This window comes from Rhodococcus ruitaii (genome assembly GCF_055230935.1).
In genome coordinates, this window is sequence record NZ_JBUYWC010000009.1 from 183,394 (window position 1) to 200,900 (window position 17,507).

Below are 17,507 nucleotides of genomic sequence, written 5' to 3' on the forward strand. Positions count from 1 at the left end.
TTGGTTGTCAGGATGATCATGAGACACCCTGACAACCAACGCGGGGAACGGAGCAACACAGATGTCCGACTTCATCACCGTCCCCGTGGGACGAACCCAACAAGGCCACCGCGCGTTCTCGATGGCCTACAAAATCGAGTTCCTCCGCCGCTGGGACGCCTGCACCGAACGCGGCGCCAAATCCCGACTGCTACGCGAGAACAACCTCACCAGCGCCACCGTCCGCGCCTGGATCCGTGCCCGCGATGAGGGACACTTACAGGAGTCGATGGTCGACGCAGCAGACAAAGCGAGGGACAGATTGGACAGTCGAGACCGCGCGGAGCTGGCCAAGCTCCGCCGTGAGAACGAACGCCTGCGCGAGAAGGTCGCCCAGAGCGACGCCGCCGTGGAGATCCTGGGAAAAGGTTTCGAGCTCTTGCAGGGGATCAGCAAGACCTCGACGGAGGACAGCACCGAGATCCCGCCGTCGTTGATGAGTGCACGCGAGTACGCGCTGTGGCTCGAGCGCAAGGCGTTGTCCTGACCGACACCGTCACCGAACTGGCCGAGGCGGGGATGTCCGTCACCGCAGGGTGCGCGCTGCTGGGGATCGCCCGGTCGAGCTACTACCGCAGGGCCCACCACTATCGGCACTATCGACCGGTTCCCGAGCCGATCCCGCATCGGCAGCGGCAGCAGCCGGCGGCGCTGTCGCAGGCCGAGAAGGACACCATCGTCGGGTTGATCCTCGCCGAGAGGAACGCGGATCTGTCGGTGTGCCAAATATATTGGCGCGCTTTCGATGACGGGTTGGTGGACTGCTCGGAGGTGACGTTCTATCGGGTGGCTCGGGCCGAGAAACTCACCGGGGACCGGCGCCGCAGCCGCACCGGAGGACCGTCGCTATCGCGCCGCAGACCGGTCGTCGATGCCAGCGTGGCCGGGGATCTGTGGTCGTGGGACATCGCGATGCTCAAGGGGCCCCGCACGCAGGATCGGTATCAGCTGTATCTGGCGATCGATGTGTACTCACGGTTCCCGGTGGCGTGGCGCATCGAATACCACGAGGACAAGACCATGGCGGTGGAGATGTTCACCGAGGCGTTCACCGCGTTCGGGGCGCCGGCGGTGTTGCACGCCGATAACGGGTCGTCGATGCGGTCGGGGGATTTGCTCGATGCTATTGGTAGGGCGGGGGTGGTGTCGTCGTTCTCGCGTCCGCGGGTCAGTGACGACAATCCGTTCAGCGAGTCACTGTTCAAGACCATCAAGTACGACCTGACGTGTCCGGATCGGTTCGACGATATCGATCATGCTCGGCGGTGGACCGAGGAGTTCTTGACTCGGTATGCGCTCGAGCATCGGCACAGTGGGTTGGGTCGGTACACGCCTGCGTCGGTGTTTCTCGGTAGTGACACCGAGGAACACCGACGCCGGCAGGAGCGGCTCGACCGGATTCATGAGAAGTATCCGCGTCGGTTCCGGCGTCGGCCGGTGGCGGCGTTACCGAAACCGACGGGAATCAACACACCTGTTCTGTCTCAGACAGGTTGACAACTTCCGGAATCGAACGGGGATACCGAGACTTCGCGAGTGCACCGTTCGCGTTGCGACGTCGACGAATGTGGATGTGAGGACCTTGCGTGGGGCATCCCACCTGAGCTCCGGAGGGCAAGAGATGGACGTCTTCTCGGCGCAATCCCAACGCCTCACCGATCCGGATGCCTGTCACGGCGAGCAGAGTCACCAGCAATCGGTCACGCCCGGACTTCGCCGCCTCGATCAGGGCGTCGACCTGGTCCCTGGTCAACCACTCCGTCTCGCTAGCAGCCTCCGTCAGCTTTAACGTCTTGGCCTGAACGGTCACCATGCCGTCGGATTCGCGGCCGTCGTATCCAGGCAGGTAGGCGAGCTCCATCCGATGCGACAGCTTCTGCACCAGATCCAGGGAGACCCATCCGTGGGAAGCGCCGAACCGGAGGAACTCGCACACCGTCGTCATCACTGCGTTCGCTGTCCGTGCACTGCGGTAGCGGGGTGCGGAGCGCGCGCTGCGCGGAGCAACTGGATGGGTGGTCAGCCACCGGAGGAATCGCGACAATGTACTGAGATCGATTCGCTTCCAGTCAATTACGTTGACCGAACAGTAGGTCAGGAACACCGCAATGCGCCCCGCATAGACCCGTTCTGTGTTCGGTGACCTGTCGAGAGATCTCAGCGCCGCGAGGTACGCCGACGCCTCCGGATGGATGCGGTACGAGGTGTCGGTAACGACGAAGCGTATCTGGCCGTCGGAGGGGGTGATGGCCCGTTCGGCTACGAATTCCGATCGCACGTGGCCAAGCTAACGAAGGTCACCGATACGATCCGGATAGTGAACAGGAACGTCTAGAGAACATTGGACCAGCAAATATGCCTCACCCTGGGCACCACATCCAGATAACGAGCAAGCCGGCGTTCAAGGCGGCTGCGGCCCGCCGGCGCTGTGTGTTGCCTGCGGATGGCTATTTCGAGTGGATGAAAAACGAGGACGGCACGAAGATTCCGTTCTTCCTGCACGGTGACAGGCCGGTGTCGATGGCCGGCCTGTATGAGTTGTGGCCGAATCCGGATCTGCCCGAAGATGATCCGGACCGGTGGTTGTGGACGTGCACTGTGCTCACGCGGCCTGCGACCGATGCGACCGGCCAGATCCACGACCGGTCGCCGGTGATCCTGCCGGATACCTTCATCGATCCGTGGCTCGATCCAGGGCTGACCGACCGTGACGATGTCGATGCGCTGCTGAACTCGGTCCCGGAACCGCATCTGGAGTTGTTCGAGGTGAGTACGGCGGTGAACTCGCCGCGCAACAACACCCCGGATCTGCTGCGGCCGGTGGATCGGTGAGCACTACTTCGGTGCGTCGCTGCTCGACAGCAGCGGCGTCAGGATGTCGTACGCCCATGACGCGAGAGTGGTGGGCGTCGTGGTCCGGACGGTCCGGGGCTGTTCCGGGACGTAGTCGTCGCGGATGCCGGTGGACATGCCGACGAGTGCCTCGACGTGCGCATCGTTCATACCGAACCCGCGGAGCATCTCACGCATGGCCTGGTCCTCGATCTGCTGTACCTCGAGGGTGTGGCCGGTCGCGGCGGTGACGATGTCGACCTCGGCGCGGATCTCCGGGTCGAGGCGTTCGGGGCGGCGAGCGAGCACCAGCGGCCGGACCCCGGCGCGCGCCAGCATCGCCACGACGTGTCGTCCGACGTGCCCGGTCGGGGTGGTGACGGCAATCTTGTTCGACAACGCGCTTCTCCTTCAGGTGTTGACCTGGCGACTCGGTGCCGCCGCGGGTTGAATGCTGCGGCGTAGAACTGCCGGGTCACTTCGAGGCCTGCTCGATCAGCACCTTTTCTTCCCCGCGTAGCTGAGCTGGCCGTAGTACAGCGTCGGGGCCCAGGGAGGGTGCGCGCGGTCACGATAGCGTGCACGCGCTCGGCCAGGCCACAGCCGGTTCAGGCATTTCGGCGAGCTTCGCGAGCAGAGCTGCCTCGTGGGCAGGTGCCCTGGGACGACCGGGTGAGTATCCGTGTCCAGCACTACCGCTGTCGGCGCCTGCCTCCATCCCCATCGAATCAGATGCCGTCGTGCTCGGCGTCGAACAGGGCGCGAGCGTCAGCGATCGCGGGCAGATGCGCATCGGCCCAGGAGAGGAGCACGTCGACCGGGTGGCGCAGAGTCTTGCCGAGTGGAGTGATCCGGTATTCGACGGCGATGGGACGGGAGCTGATCAATTCGCGACCGATGATGCCGTTGCGTTCGAGGCGGCGCAGGGTCGCGGTCAACGACTTCTGAGTGACCGAGGGAATGGCGCGGCGCAGTTCGTTGAAACGGCTCGGTCGATTACACAGCTCGTTGAGTACCGCCAAGGACCACTTGTCGAGAACCTGATCGAGAAGTTCACGATGTGGAGGGGTGACAGTGAGGTCGTCGTGATCGGTGTCGGTGGTATCGCACACGCTACCTAGTCTCGTTGAAGTGTCCTCAAGTAATCAAGTATCAATGAGATACTTCATTCAATCGAGTGCGAGGAGCACCCATGACCGTCCGGTATCTCAATCCCGAAAACATGACCCGCCTGACCCCGTATCACCACGTCGCCGTCGGAACCGGGGCCCGGCACGTCCACGTCGCCGGGCAGATCGCGCGACTCGCCGACGGCACCCCGGTATCCCCGGGGGATCTGGCGGGGCAGGTCGCCCAGGCGCTGCGCAATACCGCAGCCGGGCTCAACAGCGCGGGAGCGACGTTCGCCGACGTTCTACGACTGACTTTCTACGTCACCGGCTGGCAGCCCGAGAGGATCGACGAGTTCATGGCCGGGGTCGAACAGGTTGCTGCGGAGATAGGTCTGCAGTCGCCGATGCCGCCGGCCTCCCTCATCGGTGTGGAGTATCTGTTCGAGCCGGACGTCCTCGTCGAACTCGAAGCAACTGCCATTGTGGACTGACCCCTCGTCTGCGGGTGTCGTGGGCTCGGGTGAGCGGGACGAGGGCGCTGACATCCGTTGAGCTGCTGCATCGCGGCCATGTCCATTGTGTGGCATGTGTGGGGAGAAGACTGCAGCGAGGAGTTACTGCAGTAGGTCCGTCGCGATCTGTTCGATTCTGAGGACGCTGTCGAACAGTTCCTCGCCGATGCCGTCGCGCAGCTCGGCTTCGATGCGCTCAGCGCGGTCGTCGGCCTCCTCGATGGTTTTCGCTCCCAGTGCGGTCAGTCGCACCTCGATAAGTTTCTGGTGCATCGGGGACGGTTGACGGCTGATCATGCCCTTGCTTTCGAGGGTGGACAACATCGTGCCGGTCGCCTGCGGGGTGCCCTTCCCGGTTCGTGCGAGTTGCGCTGCAGAGGTCGGTTCGAGGTGTCTGATCGAGAGAAGGGTCGCGTACTGCGCCACGGTGAGGTCGAGTGGGCGCAGTGCCGAAGCTTTCGCGTCGATGATCAGCTGTGCGATTCGCCGAATGTGAGTGCCGAGTCGGTTGTCGAGCGCCTCGGATAGCGAGTCGTTGCCAGCCTGGAATGTCACCGAACGCTCCTCCTCTATCTGCGTGTATTTCGATATATCAGAACATTGTCACATTCGGGCTCGCGCCAATCAGCTCCCACGCCGGAAGCGACTTCAGTGCAGCCATCGCCAGCCGCAACCTGGCGGGCACGAAGTCTGAACGTGAGGCCATGCCCGGCCACGAGCAGAACAGTATCAACAAGAGTTCGTATGGAATTCTATTGATAATTGACAACTAGTTGATACGCTCGCCGTGTCGCTCGACCGAAGGTGAAGCCAGCGGATGCCCACGCCACGGAGCTTGGGTGCGCCACGACGACGTGCTCGTCGCTACAGGGGGAAGGAGTTGTATGTCCACGACGATCGAATCCCGAACTGAGGAATTCGGCTACGAGGAGAGCAAGAGGGAAATCGCTACCAGTGAAGGGGTGCTGCGGTATCACGAGGCCGGCGACGGTCCACCTCTGCTTCTGCTGCACGGCTCAGGTATCGGAGTCAGTGGATGGCGCAACTACCGGGGAAACCTCGCCGCATTTGCGCAGCAGTTCCATTGCTACGTGCTGGAGTTTCCTGGGTTCGGCGTCAGTGATCCGGTGGACGGCCACCCAGTTTTCACAGCCGGTGCGTCGGTGACGCGGTTCATGGATGCGGTCGGTATCGAAACTGCTGCGATCGTTGGAAATTCGATGGGTGGTGTCGTTGGCGTCCAGGTCGCGATGCAGCATCCCGACCGAGTTACGAAACTCATCACGATCGGCGGTGTCGGATCGAACATTTTCAGCCAGGCTCCGAGTGAAGGCACTCGACTGCTGCGCGACTTCGCTGACCACCCCAGTCGTGAGAAGCTGGTGCGTTGGCTCAACTGTATGGTCTACGACCCTGCTGTTCTCACGGAGGAACGTATCGACGAGCGGTGGGAAGCCGCGCAGGACTCTGCCTCCCACAAGGCGCTTGCCGCGATGTATGGGTCCGAAGCAGCTGCCGCGCAACAGCGGGCCCTCGAAAGATCTGACGCACCGCCGTATTGGTCGATGATGCGGAAGGTTCAGTGCCCGACCCTGTTCACCTGGGGACTCGAGGACCGGCAGTGCCCGCCCGACATGCCGCTCGTTCCACTTCGCTTGGCACCCAACGCCGAACTTCATATTTTCCCGAACTGCGGCCACTGGGTGATGGTCGAGGCCAAAGAAGCGTTCGAGCGTGTCGCACTCGAGTTCCTACTTCGTTGATTGAATCGGGTCGAACGGTGGTGCGCGGATGTCATCCGCGAACTGCTCCAGCGCGGCCACCACACCAGCGTTCAATCCTCGAACACGCCATTCGCGGTTGGGCCGATGCGTGGAACAAGGACTCGAGCCGTTCGTCTGGACGAAGGCGGACGAGGAGATCCCCGAGTAGGTCGGACGACCGATTGCGCGAAGTGACGGCGAGGGAAACTATCCGGTGGGGTGGATCAGGCCCAGTCGTAGGTGCGCTCGACCGCCCTGTTCCATGTGGCGTAGAGACTTTCACGGTCGCTCGCGGCCATGGTCGGTTCCCACGTCTTGCCGGCCGCCCAGTTCCGCCGGATGTCCTCCTCGCCACTCCAGTATCCGACGGCGAGGCCCGCGGCGTAGGCCGCCCCCAGCGCTGTGGTTTCCGCCACGACGGGTCGTACCACCGGAACTGCGAGCATGTCGGCCTGGAACTGCATGAGCAACTCGTTCGCGACCATGCCGCCGTCGACCTTGAGGGTACTCAGCTCCACCCGAGAATCGGCGCGCATCGCTTCGAGCACCTCTCGGGTCTGGAATGCGGTGGACTCGAGAGCGGCCCGGGCCAGGTGACGCTTGTCGACGAACCGGGTGAGGCCCACGATCACGCCGCGGGCGTCCGGTCGCCAGTGCGGCGCGAAAAGCCCGGAGAACGCCGGAACGATGTAAGCGCCGCCGTTGTCGGGTACCGCCGACGCGAGCGTCTCGATCTCGGCCGCGGAGTCGATGATGCCGAGATTGTCCCGGAGCCACTGCACCAGCGATCCGGTCACCGCGATCGACCCTTCCAGGGCGTACACGGCGTCGGCATCACCGATGCGATAGCACACGGTGGTGAGCAGACCGTGTGTGCTGTGCACCGGCGTCGTCCCGGTGTTGAGGAGAAGGAAATTGCCTGTGCCGTAGGTATTCTTGGCCTCGCCGGGAGTCAGGCACGCTTGCCCGAAGGTGGCGGCCTGCTGGTCGCCGAGGATGCCGGCAACGGGAACCCCGGCGAGCGGACCACGCTCGCGTGCATGGCCGTACACCTCCGACGAACTGCGAATCTCCGGCAGCATGGACATCGGAACCCCGAAATCCGCACAGATCTTCGGGTCCCACTGCAGGGTCTCGAGATCCATCAGCATCGTGCGCGACGCATTGGTCACGTCCGTGACGTGGACGCCCGGCGGATTACCGTCCTGCCCGGCCCCACCGGTGAGGTGCCACAGGATCCAGGTATCGACCGTGCCGAACGCGAGGTGGCCCGCCTCAGCCTTCTCCCGGGCGCCGTCGACATTGTCGAGGATCCAGCGGACCTTCGGGCCGGAGAAATAGGTGGACAACGGCAACCCCGTGGTGGCCCGATACCGATCGGGCCCGGCGTCTCCCGCCAGTCGCTCCACCAGCTGATCGGTCCGGGTGTCCTGCCACACGATCGCGTTGTAGACCGGCTCTCCGGTGGCGCGATCCCACACGATCGTGGTCTCACGCTGGTTGGTGATCCCAATCGCCGCGATGTCCTTCCTGCGCAGATCTGCCTTCGCGAGTGCTGCAGCACCCACCTCGCGAGTGTTGAGCCACAGTTCCTCGGGATCATGCTCGACCCAGCCGGCCTGCGGGAAGATCTGCCGGTGTTCCTTCTGGGCAACCGACACGACACGCCCGTCGTGGTCGAAGATGATGCATCGGCTGGACGTAGTGCCCTGGTCGATCGCGGCGATGTACTGGCTCGCTGTGTCGTTCTGTTTCACAGGGATCCTCGAGGTCGGAAGGCGTTCACTGGCCCAGCAAGGTCACTGGCACAGCACTGTGCGGTCGAACCTACTAGCGTTGTGCAGGACATGTCGGCGACTGAGGGAGCGGTGCGGTGACCAACCAATCAGGTGTACAGATTCTCGGTCCGCAGCAGCGCGAGGACGCATGGCGACGACTCGGCGACGAGCAGTTCGACGTCGTCGTGATCGGTGGTGGTGTCGTCGGTGCGGGGGCCGCACTCGACGCCGCGACCCGCGGCCTGCGCGTGGCACTCGTCGAGGCACGTGACTTCGCGTCGGGCACGTCGAGCCGGTCGTCGAAAATGTTCCACGGGGGCCTGCGATACCTCGAGCAACTGGAGTTCGGCCTGGTCCGCGAGGCGTTGCGTGAACGCGAGCTGTCGCTGTCGACGCTCGCGCCGCACCTGGTCAAGCCGCTGAAGTTCCTGTTCCCGCTCACTCACCGTGGATGGGAGCGGCCGTACATGGCGGCCGGGATCTTCCTCTACGACCGGATGGGCGGAGCGAAATCCGTTCCCGCGCAGAAACACCTGACGCGCTCGGGTGCGCTGAGGATGGCGCCGGGGCTCAAACGCAATTCGCTTGTCGGCGGGATCCGCTACTACGACACGGTCGTCGACGATGCCCGCCACACCATGACGGTCGCGCGGACGGCGGCCCAGTACGGTGCGGTCGTGCGACCCTCGACCCAGGTCGTCGGGTTCCTGCGCGAAGCCGACCGGGTGTCGGGTGTGCGGGTACGCGACAGCGAAGACGGCTCCGTCACCGAAGTGCGCGCCCACGTGGTCATCAACGCGACCGGGGTGTGGACCGACGAAATCCAGGCGTTGTCGCGCCAGCGCGGCCGGTTCCGGGTGCGTGCGTCGAAGGGCGTGCACATCGTGGTCCCGCGCGACCGGATCGTGAGCGACTCGGCGATCATCCTGCGGACCGAGAAGTCGGTGCTGTTCGTCATCCCGTGGGGAAACCACTGGATCATCGGCACCACCGACACCGACTGGAACCTCGATCTGGCACACCCGGCCGCGACGAAAGCCGACATCGACTACATCCTCGACCACGTCAACCGTGTGCTCGTCGTCCCGATCACCCACGACGACATCGACGGGGTCTACGCGGGCCTGCGCCCGTTGCTGGCGGGGGAGAGCGACGAGACGTCGAAACTGTCGCGTGAACATGCGGTCGCGCGGGTGTCGCCCGGGCTGGTGGCGATCGCCGGTGGCAAGTACACGACCTACCGTGTGATGGCCGAGGACGCGGTGGATCTCGCCGCCGAGGACATTCCGTCGCGTATTGCGCCGTCGATCACCGAAAAGGTGCCGCTCCTCGGGGCAGACGGGTACTTTGCCTTGGTCAATCAGACGATGCACCTCGCCGAGCAGCACGGACTCCACCCGTACCGGGTCAAGCACCTCCTCGACCGGTACGGCTCACTCATCGACGACGTGCTCGCATGCGCCCAGGACCGGCCAGAACTGCTCGAGCCGATCACCGACGCTCCGCTGTACCTCCAGGTGGAGGCCGTCTATGCGGCCGCTGCCGAAGGTGCGCTGCATCTCGAGGACATCCTTGCCCGCCGAACCCGGATCTCGATCGAGTATCCGCACCGGGGCATGCACTGCGCGGAACAGGTCGCGCATCTGGTGGCGCCGATCCTCGGGTGGGACGACGCGGTGACCGACCGGGAGGTCGAGACGTATCGGGCCCGGGTCGAAGCCGAGATCGATTCGCAGAGCCGGCTCGACGACGAATCCGCTGATGCGTTGCGCGCAGCGGCTCCCGAGGCTCGTGCGGAGATCCTCGAACCGGTACCCGTGAAGTGACGTGACGTGATCAGTGCGTGAGTAGAACCTTCACCACCACGACCGTCGCCCCCACCAGGGTCAACGCAGCCGCGGTCATCAACAGTCGAGTGCCGGGACGCTCGCCGTTGAGCCGTCCGATCACGAACGCGATGCTGCCGATCCGCACCAGCATCGCGAGTTCCGCGAGCAACTGAGCGGTGCGTGGCTCGATCCAGCCGAGCCATCCGACGGCGAGGATGACGCACGGAACCACCGCGGAGGTGAGGATCGGCACCGAGTCACGCACCTCCGCCCGCCGTTCGGCGGCGGTGAGGTGGCTGCCCTGGCGGACGCTGTGTCCTACCGATTCAGCGAAGGCGTGTGCCACGAACGTCGACAGGGCGGTGCCGACGACGATCGCGATTCCGACGTAGTTCGGTCCCGGGACGATCGGGATGAGCACAGCCAGAACCAGCACATTGCCGTAGACATACGCGCTGATGCGGCTGGCGGCATTGGTGCGGTCGAGCGGCGTGCCTCGGGAGAACAACGGCCCGTGGAGTAACGCATTGGCGTCGAAGCCCATACCGACCAGCGTGGCATGCGCCGGGCGAAAATGTCAGCGTTGTTCGGAAAGGTTCGGGCTGTAGTGCATGGGAGAGTCGCGACGATCGATCGGCGGCAGGTTCCGGGCGGGGGTGTGCACGAGCGGCGCATCCGCCGTGATGCGGCCGGCCGCGCGATCCCAACCGGCGCGGGCGCGCGGGTGGTAGCGATACCGCCAGGGCACCAGCCGGTTCCCGAGTCCGATGGCCCGGCCGATCAATCGGTGGAGTTTCTCCTCGCGGGGGCTCCAGCTGTATCCGAGGAGGTCGCGCACGGCCTGGTCGTACAGGCCCACCGTGAGCCAGATGAATCCGAGGGTGACCGGTGGGCGCACGACCTTCCACACCGATTCGGGGAACCAGCGCAGGAACGGCGGCCGGTCGAGATTCGACAGGTCGAGAACGTCGCGGGTGGCCTTGTTGTCTTCGAGGGTGTTGTGGCACATGTCGTCCCAGTACTCGATGAACGCCTCCCACGATTCAGGGACCGACTTCATCGGCATGCCGTAGAGGCGGTACCACTGGACGTGCTCGTCGAACAACCGGTGCTTCTGCTCGAGGGCGAGCGGCCCCTCGAACCATTCGATGGACACCACGAGGCTGTAGAAGAACGTGGCGTGTGCCCAGTAGAAGGTGCCGGGGTCGAGCGCGTGGTACGTGCGGCCCAACTTGTCGACACCCTTGATCGTGTTGTGGTAGCCGCGGACCTGCCTGGCAGTCTCGGGAGCGCGTTCACCGTCGAAGACGACCCCGTAGATCGGGTACAGCGACCGGTAGAGCCGTTCGAAGCGCTCGTCGAAGAACTGCGAGTGATCCTCGACGCCGGCGCCGAGACCGGGGTGCATGTTCTGCATCGACCCGGCCCACGGGCCGAACAGCATCCCGCGCCATCCACCGAAATACTTCCAGGTCAGTGACTCAGGCCCGAGGGGTCGGGGGGACTCAGGCCCGAGGGGTCGGGGGGACTCAGGCCCGAGGGGCCGGGGGGACTCGGCGTCCTGCGAAGAGCTCTGACTACGCATGTTGTCAGGTTAGGATCCGGTGGACAGGTAGTCAACGACGGGAATTGCACACGGTGGACACCACGCGCCGAAGCTGGGCGGGAATCGGGCTCGACGAACGCCGGCGTGTCCGCAGGGAACGTCTCCTCGACGCGGGGATCGCCCTCATCGGCGCCCCCGACGGATCCGTCGCGAATGTGCGCGCGGTGTGCCGGGCCGCCGAACTCACCGAACGCTATTTCTACGAGAGTTTCACCGACCGCGACGCATTCGTCCGGGAGGTGTACGCACTCGTGGGCGAACGCGCCCGCGACGCACTGGTGACAGCGGTGGATTCGGCGGAGCGTGCACGCCGGGCGGAAGCGGCGGTCCGGGCCTTCGTGGCCCTGATGGTCGACGAACCGGCGATGGGTCGCGTGCTTCTGCTCGCGCCGCTTCGTGAACCCGCGATCAGCGGGAGGGGCGTCGAACTCGCACCGGTGTTCGTCTCACTCGTCAGCGCCCAACTCACCGAGATCGGCGACGACGCCGTCCGCAACATGGTGGCCGTAGGGCTCGTCGGTGCCTTGACCAGCCTGTTCATGGGATATCTCGACGGGGCAATCACTGTCGGGCGGGAGGCGTTCGTGCGCCACTGTGTTGCGCTTCTCGAGCGCGCCGCGCACGATGCTCAACGCGGCGGCTGGCAGCCGGGGCAGCGGTAGACGACGCGTTCGGCACCTGCCGCAGCGCGGCTGTTCATGAGGCTGCCTGGATCGGCCAAGGCTCCCGATTCGATGCGCCGTCCGCAACGCCGACACGGTTGGCCGCGGCGCCCGTACACCCATAGTTGGCGTCCTCGTCGCGGATCGCCGGTCGTGACCCTTTCGGCCCTGTTCCGGTTGGTGTGCAATACGCGGTGTGCGAGTTCGGCCCACGCGGTCGGATCACCGGCCTCTCGTACCGGTGTCGCGGGATCGACTCCGCGCAGGAAACACAGTTCGCTGCGGTAGACGTTGCCCACGCCGGCCATGATGCGCTGGTCGAGCAGCGCAAGCCCGATCGGACGGTCCGGCTCACGCGCGAGATTTCCGGCCGCACGCACCGGATCCCAGTCGGGCCCGAGCAGGTCCGGTCCGAGGTGCCCGACCGCGTCGGTTTCCTTCTCGCGAGGGAGCACTTCGACGATGCCGAGGTCGAATCCCACCGCCTGCATCCGTTCGGTGCCGAGTACCGCACGGGCCCGGAAACCCGGCTTGCGCCAGCGGCTTCCGCGCTCATATACGTGCCACTGCCCGTCCATCATCAGGTGCGAGTGAAAAGTGCGGTGTGGCAGGCGAACCAGAATGTGCTTTCCGCGCGCGGCGACTTCCTCCACTGTCTCGCCGGTGAGATCTGTCGTCGCGAACCGCGGGACCCGGAAATCGCTCTCGGTCAGGATGTTTCCTGCGAGTGCCGCGTGCAGCCGTGTTGCCGCCTGGAGCACCGTGTCGCCTTCGGGCATGTCAGGACCTCAGCCGATACCCGCGTGGTGTCGCGGAGAACCCGGCCTCGCCGAGCAGGTCCGCGAGGGCATGACCGTGGATCGAAGCGCCGTCGATCTTCTCGACGACGATCTTGTCGACGCCACCGTTCTTGACGGTGTGGGCGAGCGATGCGAACGCGATGCGTAGTCGGCCGGGATCGTCGGAGAAGGTGAGTAAGGTCCGGCCACCGCGCTCGACGAACACCACGAGGCTGCCGTCGACCAGCACCACGAGGCCACCGGCTTTCCGTCCCGGCCGATGCTTCGACGTGTTCGCGGTCTCCGCCGCTGCTTTCGGCCAGGGGAGTGCGGCACCGTACGGGTTGGCGGGATCGCACGCGGCGAGCGTCACCGCCTCGGTGCTGGTGTGGCGGCCTTCGAGAGAATCGGAGAACGAGCGCAGCCGATCCACCACGTCGGGGGTCGAGAACTGCGCTCCGCCGAGCGAATCGACGAAATACCCCCGCCGGCACCGGCCTGTTTCCTCGAATCGGCTGAGCACCTTGTACATGAGCGCGAACCCCCCCGCAACGGATTCGCTCGTCACGGCACCTCGGGTCACCACCCCGTACCGCTCGAGGAACAGCTCGGCGGTGGTGTGGGCACGCACCGTCGGATCGGTCTCACGCTCCGGCAGCAGCGACCAGCGGCCGGCCACCGTAGGCGGCCCCGAGCGAGACGGAACGACCGGACGCGCCTGGTACATGCGGGCGCGGGGAGCCCTCCGCGGTGTGCGGTGCGCGGGCGTGGCGCGCGACGTGTCGCCGATGAGGGCGCGCAGCGGTGCGAGTGTGTCGCCGGCGAGGTGCCCGCTCCACACCAGATCCCACATCGCTGCAGCCAGCGCCGTGTCGGTGGCGTCCGGTTCGAGCGCTTTCACCGCGTCCCCGAGCTGCCTGAAGAAGTATGCGCCTCCACCCGAGAGGGACTCGAGGATCGCCCGGTGGAGACCGGTCGTCTCGATGTCGTCGGCCGGCGCGAGCGTGGCGGGAGCGAGGTCGGCGGGGTGCAGCGCGATCCAGCCGTCCTTGCCCGAGATCGAGCCGGCACCGGACCAGACGATCTCGCCGTTCGACGTCAACTCGTCGAGCATCGCGGGTGAGTAATCGCGCACTCGCGGCGCGAGAATCAGCGGTTCGAGGGCGCTCGCAGGGATAGGGACACCCGCGATCTGCTCGGCGACGGCCGCGACACCGTCGAGACCGTACAGCGCACTCGCGCCCGGCCCCCGTCCGAGATGATGCCAGTCGGGCAGGAACCGACCGAGAGTTGCGGTGCTCACCGGCTCGACTTCCTGGCGTGCCGCGGCCAAGGACCGTCGACGCAGACGGCGGAGGACCTCACTGTCGCACCACTCGGGCCCGGTGGCGCCGGGACGGAACTCACCCGAGGTGACGCGCCTCTCGTCGGCCAACCGCTGCAGAACGGATTCGACGACGGCAGTACCGAGACCGAAGCGGGCCCCCACCGCCTCGGAAGTGAACGGACCGTGTGTCCGGGCGTGACGGGCAACGAGATCGCCGAGCGGATCCGCGACCGGTTCGACGAACGCCGTGGGCACGCCGATCGGCAAGGGCACACCGAGCGCGTCGCGCAGACGCGATGCGTCTTCGATTGCTGCCCACCATTTCTCGCCTGCGTACGACACGTGCAGCACGCGTCGCTGCGCCGACAGGTCGGCGAGCCACGAACCCGGATCGTCGGTGCTGCGTTCCCGCAGCTCGGTGTCGGTGAGCGGCCCCAGCAGCCGCAGCAGATCCGCGACGCCCTCCGCATCCCGAGCGCGCCGCTCCGGCACCAGTCGCTGCAACTCGAGCTCGGCCTGATCGATCACGTCGGCGTCGAGCAGTTCGCGCAGCTCGACCCGGCCGAGCAACTCGGCGAGCAACGTCGAATCGAGGGACAGTGCCGCCGCGCGCCGCTCGGCGAGCGGACTGTCGCCCTCGTAGAGGAACGCCCCGACGTAGTCGAACAGCAGCGAGGTCGCGAACGGCGACGCCGTGGGGGTCTCGACCTCGACGAGCCGGATCTGCCGCCGCGCGACACGGCCGAGAAGCGCACGCAGCGCGGGAAGGTCGTAGACGTCCTGCAAGCATTCGCGCACCGTCTCGAGCAGGATCGGGAAACTCGGGTACCGTCGGGCCACATCGAGCAGTTGCGCGGAACGCTGACGCTGCTGCCACAGCGGCGCCCGCTTACCGGGGTTGCGCCGCGGCAGCAGCAACGCGCGCGCCGCACATTCACGGAACCGGGATGCGAACAGGGACGAGCCACCGACCTGCTCGGTGACCAGATCCTCGATCTCGTCGTGGTCGAAGACGAAGATGGCGGCGCCCGGCGGGTCGTCCTCGGTGTCGGGCAGCCGGACGATGATGCCGTCGTCGGACGGCGATGGATGCGCCTCGACACCGAACCGGTCGAGCAGGCGCGCCCCGACCGCGAGAGCCCACGGTGCGTGGACGCGCAGACCGAACGGGGAATGCAGGACGAGACGCCAGTCGCCGAGTTCGTCGCGGAAACGCTCGACGACCAGGGTGCGGTCGGTGGGGAGGTGGCCGGTGGCGGTGCGTTGCTCGTCGAGGAGGCCGATCAGATTCGCGGTCGCGTAGTCGTCGAGCCCGCCGGCCCGGCATCGCGAGGCGGCGTCGTCGGGCGCTGCATGGCCGAGCTCGCGGATGAACGCGCCGAGCGCCGCGCCGAGCTCGGCGGGGCGCCCTTGGTTGTCTCCGTGCCAGAACGGCAGCCGCCCGGCGCGGCCGAACGCGGGGGACACGAGCACCCGGTCGAACGTGATCTCCTCGATCCGCCAGCTGGTCGCGCCGAGCGCGAACACGTCGCCGACTCGCGACTCGTAGACCATCTCCTCGTCGAGTTCCCCGACCCGGGTGTTCTTCTCGCCCACCATGTACACGGTGAACAGGCCACGATCGGGGATGGTCCCGCCGGAGGTGACGGCGAGACGTTGCGCTCCGGGCCGGCCCGACAGCGTGGAGTCGGTGCGGTCCCACACCACGCGGGGACGTAGCTCGGCGAACTCGTCGGACGGGTAGCGGCCCGAGAGCAGATCGAGCACCGATTCGAAGACGCTCCGCGACAGTGATGCAAACGACCCGCTCCGCCGGACGGTGTCGAACCAGTCGTCGACATCGATCGGTTCGAGCGCGGCTGCCGCCACCGTCTGCTGCGCGAGCACATCGAGAGGGTTCGCAGGGACCTGCAGGGCCTCGATGTGCCCGGCGACCATCCGCTCCACGGTGACGGCGCAGTGGATCAGGTCGGTGCGGTGCTTGGGGAACAGCACTCCGCGCGACGTCTCGCCGACCTGGTGCCCGGCCCGGCCCACCCGCTGCAACCCGCTCGCCACGGACGGTGGGGCCTCGACCTGGATGACGAGATCCACCGCGCCCATGTCGATACCGAGTTCGAGACTCGACGTCGCCACGACGCAGCGCAGCCGGCCCGACTTCAGATCATCTTCGATGAGAGCCCGTTGGTCTTTGCTCACCGAACCGTGGTGGGCTCGGGCGAGAACGGGTTCGGCGCCGTAGGTCACCTCGGTGGATGCGCCCAGGAGCGCGGGCGGCGCGGACTCGCGGTCGACGGTGCTGCCGATGCGTTCGGTGTAGATCTCGTTGAGCCGGCCGGTCAACCGCTCGGACAGTCGCCGCGAGTTCGCGAACACGATCGTCGAACGGTGGGCGGTGACGAGATCGACGATCTGTTCTTCGACGTGCGGCCAGATCGACCCTGCCTGGGGAGTGGGCGATTCAGAGTCCTCATTCGGATGGGACACTCCGAGCTCGGTCATGTCCGCGACCGGAACCTGGACGGTGAGGTCCCAGGTCTTGGCTGCGGGCGGGGCCACGATCCGGATGGGTGCGCCGCCGACGAGGAAGCGCCCCACCTCCTCGTGCGGGCGCACGGTCGCGGACAGCCCGATCCGCTGCGCAGGCTTCGGCAACAGCAGGTCGAGACGTTCGAGGGACAGCGCGAGATGCGCGCCGCGTTTGGTTCCGGCGACGGCGTGCACTTCGTCGACGATCACCGATTCGATGCCGGCGAGGCTCTCGCGCGTGGCCGAGGTGAGCATGAGGAACAGCGACTCGGGGGTAGTGATGAGGATGTCGGGGGGAGTGCGGGCAAGCTTGCGGCGGTCGGCCTGCGAGGTGTCGCCGGAGCGGACACCCACGGTGATCTCGGGGGGCATCAGGCCGAGCCGTTTCGCGGTCTGAGTGATACCGACGAGAGGCGCCCGGAGATTGCGTTCGACGTCGACCCCGAGCGCTTTCAGGGGCGAGATGTAAAGCACCCGGGTGCGGTGTTCGCGTGGCGCATCGGTTGCCTCAGGGCGTGCAGCGAGCCTGTCCAGTGACCACAGGAACGCAGACAGCGTCTTACCCGAACCGGTGGGCGCGACGACGAGAGTGTGCGCACCCGACGAGATTGCATCCCACGCGCCGAGCTGGGCGGATGTGGGTGCGTCGAAAGCGCCGTCGAACCACTCCCGGGTGGGAGCGGAGAAACGGGCGAGGACGTCGGTCACCACTCCATGGTGCACCCGAGGTCCGACAGGT

15 protein-coding genes and 1 pseudogene are annotated in these 17,507 nt (G+C 66.0%); 7 read left to right on the forward strand and 9 right to left on the reverse strand.

The features are described from left to right. Positions 1-61 precede the first annotated feature (61 nt). Both ACZI8W_RS13670 and ACZI8W_RS13675 read left to right on the forward strand, forming a co-directional pair. Positions 62-526, forward strand: a complete 465-nt coding sequence (locus ACZI8W_RS13670) for a hypothetical protein (protein WP_463369032.1) — start codon at positions 62-64, stop codon at positions 524-526. Next, entirely contained in the window at positions 499-1,536 is a 1,038-nt protein-coding gene (locus tag ACZI8W_RS13675; RefSeq protein ID WP_463369033.1) for a transposase, read from the forward strand. Before ACZI8W_RS13670 ends, ACZI8W_RS13675 begins: the two co-directional genes overlap by 28 nt. On the opposite strand, the gene ACZI8W_RS13680 is transcribed toward ACZI8W_RS13675, so the two are convergent. Further along, positions 1,505-2,317 carry a tyrosine-type recombinase/integrase gene (locus tag ACZI8W_RS13680; RefSeq protein WP_463369034.1) on the reverse strand — a complete coding sequence of 271 codons (813 nt, stop codon included), beginning with the start codon at positions 2,315-2,317 and terminating at the stop codon, positions 1,505-1,507. The genes ACZI8W_RS13675 and ACZI8W_RS13680 overlap by 32 nt on opposite strands. A 104-nt stretch (positions 2,318-2,421) precedes the next feature. Between ACZI8W_RS13680 and ACZI8W_RS13685 the strand changes: the two are divergent. Beyond that, positions 2,422-2,871, forward strand: a pseudogene (locus tag ACZI8W_RS13685) (SOS response-associated peptidase); the annotation flags it as partial. 3 nt (positions 2,872-2,874) lie between these two features. Here ACZI8W_RS13685 and ACZI8W_RS13690 read toward each other — a convergent pair. Together ACZI8W_RS13690 and ACZI8W_RS13695 are read right to left on the reverse strand one after the other, a co-directional pair. Beyond that, on the reverse strand, positions 2,875-3,270 hold the full coding sequence (locus ACZI8W_RS13690; protein WP_463369035.1) for an SDR family oxidoreductase: 396 nt from the start codon (positions 3,268-3,270) through the stop codon (positions 2,875-2,877). Between the two features lie 329 nt (positions 3,271-3,599). Beyond that, positions 3,600-3,983, reverse strand: coding sequence for a winged helix-turn-helix transcriptional regulator (locus tag ACZI8W_RS13695; protein WP_463369036.1), 384 nt, complete (start codon positions 3,981-3,983; stop codon positions 3,600-3,602). An 80-nt stretch (positions 3,984-4,063) separates the two neighbouring features. Between ACZI8W_RS13695 and ACZI8W_RS13700 the strand changes: the two genes are divergently transcribed. Continuing rightward, a complete protein-coding gene (locus ACZI8W_RS13700; protein WP_463369037.1) occupies positions 4,064-4,474 on the forward strand; it encodes a RidA family protein in 411 nt (136 codons plus the stop codon). 123 nt (positions 4,475-4,597) lie between these two features. On the opposite strand, the gene ACZI8W_RS13705 is transcribed toward ACZI8W_RS13700, so the two are convergent. After that, a complete protein-coding gene (locus ACZI8W_RS13705) occupies positions 4,598-5,050 on the reverse strand; it encodes a MarR family winged helix-turn-helix transcriptional regulator (RefSeq protein ID WP_463369038.1) in 453 nt (150 codons plus the stop codon). 329 nt (positions 5,051-5,379) lie between these two features. Between ACZI8W_RS13705 and ACZI8W_RS13710 the strand changes: the two genes are divergently transcribed. Then, positions 5,380-6,258 carry an alpha/beta fold hydrolase gene (locus tag ACZI8W_RS13710; protein WP_463369039.1) on the forward strand — a complete coding sequence of 293 codons (879 nt, stop codon included), beginning with the start codon at positions 5,380-5,382 and terminating at the stop codon, positions 6,256-6,258. A 224-nt stretch (positions 6,259-6,482) separates the two neighbouring features. Here ACZI8W_RS13710 and glpK read toward each other — a convergent pair whose 3' ends face one another. Then, positions 6,483-8,015 (reverse strand): glycerol kinase GlpK, encoded by a 1,533-nt coding sequence (gene glpK, locus ACZI8W_RS13715; RefSeq protein WP_463369040.1) that lies wholly within the window; start codon positions 8,013-8,015, stop codon positions 6,483-6,485. Between the two features lie 116 nt (positions 8,016-8,131). Between glpK and ACZI8W_RS13720 the strand changes: the two genes are divergently transcribed. Beyond that, the gene (locus ACZI8W_RS13720; RefSeq protein ID WP_463369041.1) at positions 8,132-9,862 is read left to right on the forward strand and encodes a glycerol-3-phosphate dehydrogenase/oxidase; all 1,731 of its coding nucleotides are present in this window, start codon (positions 8,132-8,134) and stop codon (positions 9,860-9,862) included. 10 nt (positions 9,863-9,872) lie between these two features. Here the strand turns inward: ACZI8W_RS13720 and ACZI8W_RS13725 are convergent, their stop codons facing one another. Both ACZI8W_RS13725 and ACZI8W_RS13730 read right to left on the reverse strand, forming a co-directional pair. Beyond that, positions 9,873-10,409: a hypothetical protein gene (locus ACZI8W_RS13725; RefSeq protein ID WP_463369042.1), complete on the reverse strand. Its 537-nt coding sequence runs from the start codon at positions 10,407-10,409 to the stop codon at positions 9,873-9,875. A gap of 33 nt (positions 10,410-10,442) precedes the next feature. After that, entirely contained in the window at positions 10,443-11,450 is a 1,008-nt protein-coding gene (locus ACZI8W_RS13730; protein WP_463369043.1) for an oxygenase MpaB family protein, read from the reverse strand. Positions 11,451-11,503: 53 nt separating this feature from the next. Between ACZI8W_RS13730 and ACZI8W_RS13735 the strand changes: the two genes are divergently transcribed. After that, positions 11,504-12,133, forward strand: a complete 630-nt coding sequence (locus ACZI8W_RS13735; RefSeq protein WP_463369044.1) for a TetR/AcrR family transcriptional regulator — start codon at positions 11,504-11,506, stop codon at positions 12,131-12,133. Here ACZI8W_RS13735 and ACZI8W_RS13740 read toward each other — a convergent pair. Continuing rightward, positions 12,100-12,912, reverse strand: coding sequence for a DNA-formamidopyrimidine glycosylase family protein (locus ACZI8W_RS13740; protein ID WP_463369045.1), 813 nt, complete (start codon positions 12,910-12,912; stop codon positions 12,100-12,102). The two genes, ACZI8W_RS13735 and ACZI8W_RS13740, sit on opposite strands and share 34 nt — an antisense overlap. Before the next feature lies 1 nt (position 12,913). Continuing rightward, positions 12,914-17,476 (reverse strand): ATP-dependent helicase, encoded by a 4,563-nt coding sequence (locus ACZI8W_RS13745; RefSeq protein ID WP_463369046.1) that lies wholly within the window; start codon positions 17,474-17,476, stop codon positions 12,914-12,916. Between the last annotated feature and the right edge of the window lie 31 nt (positions 17,477-17,507).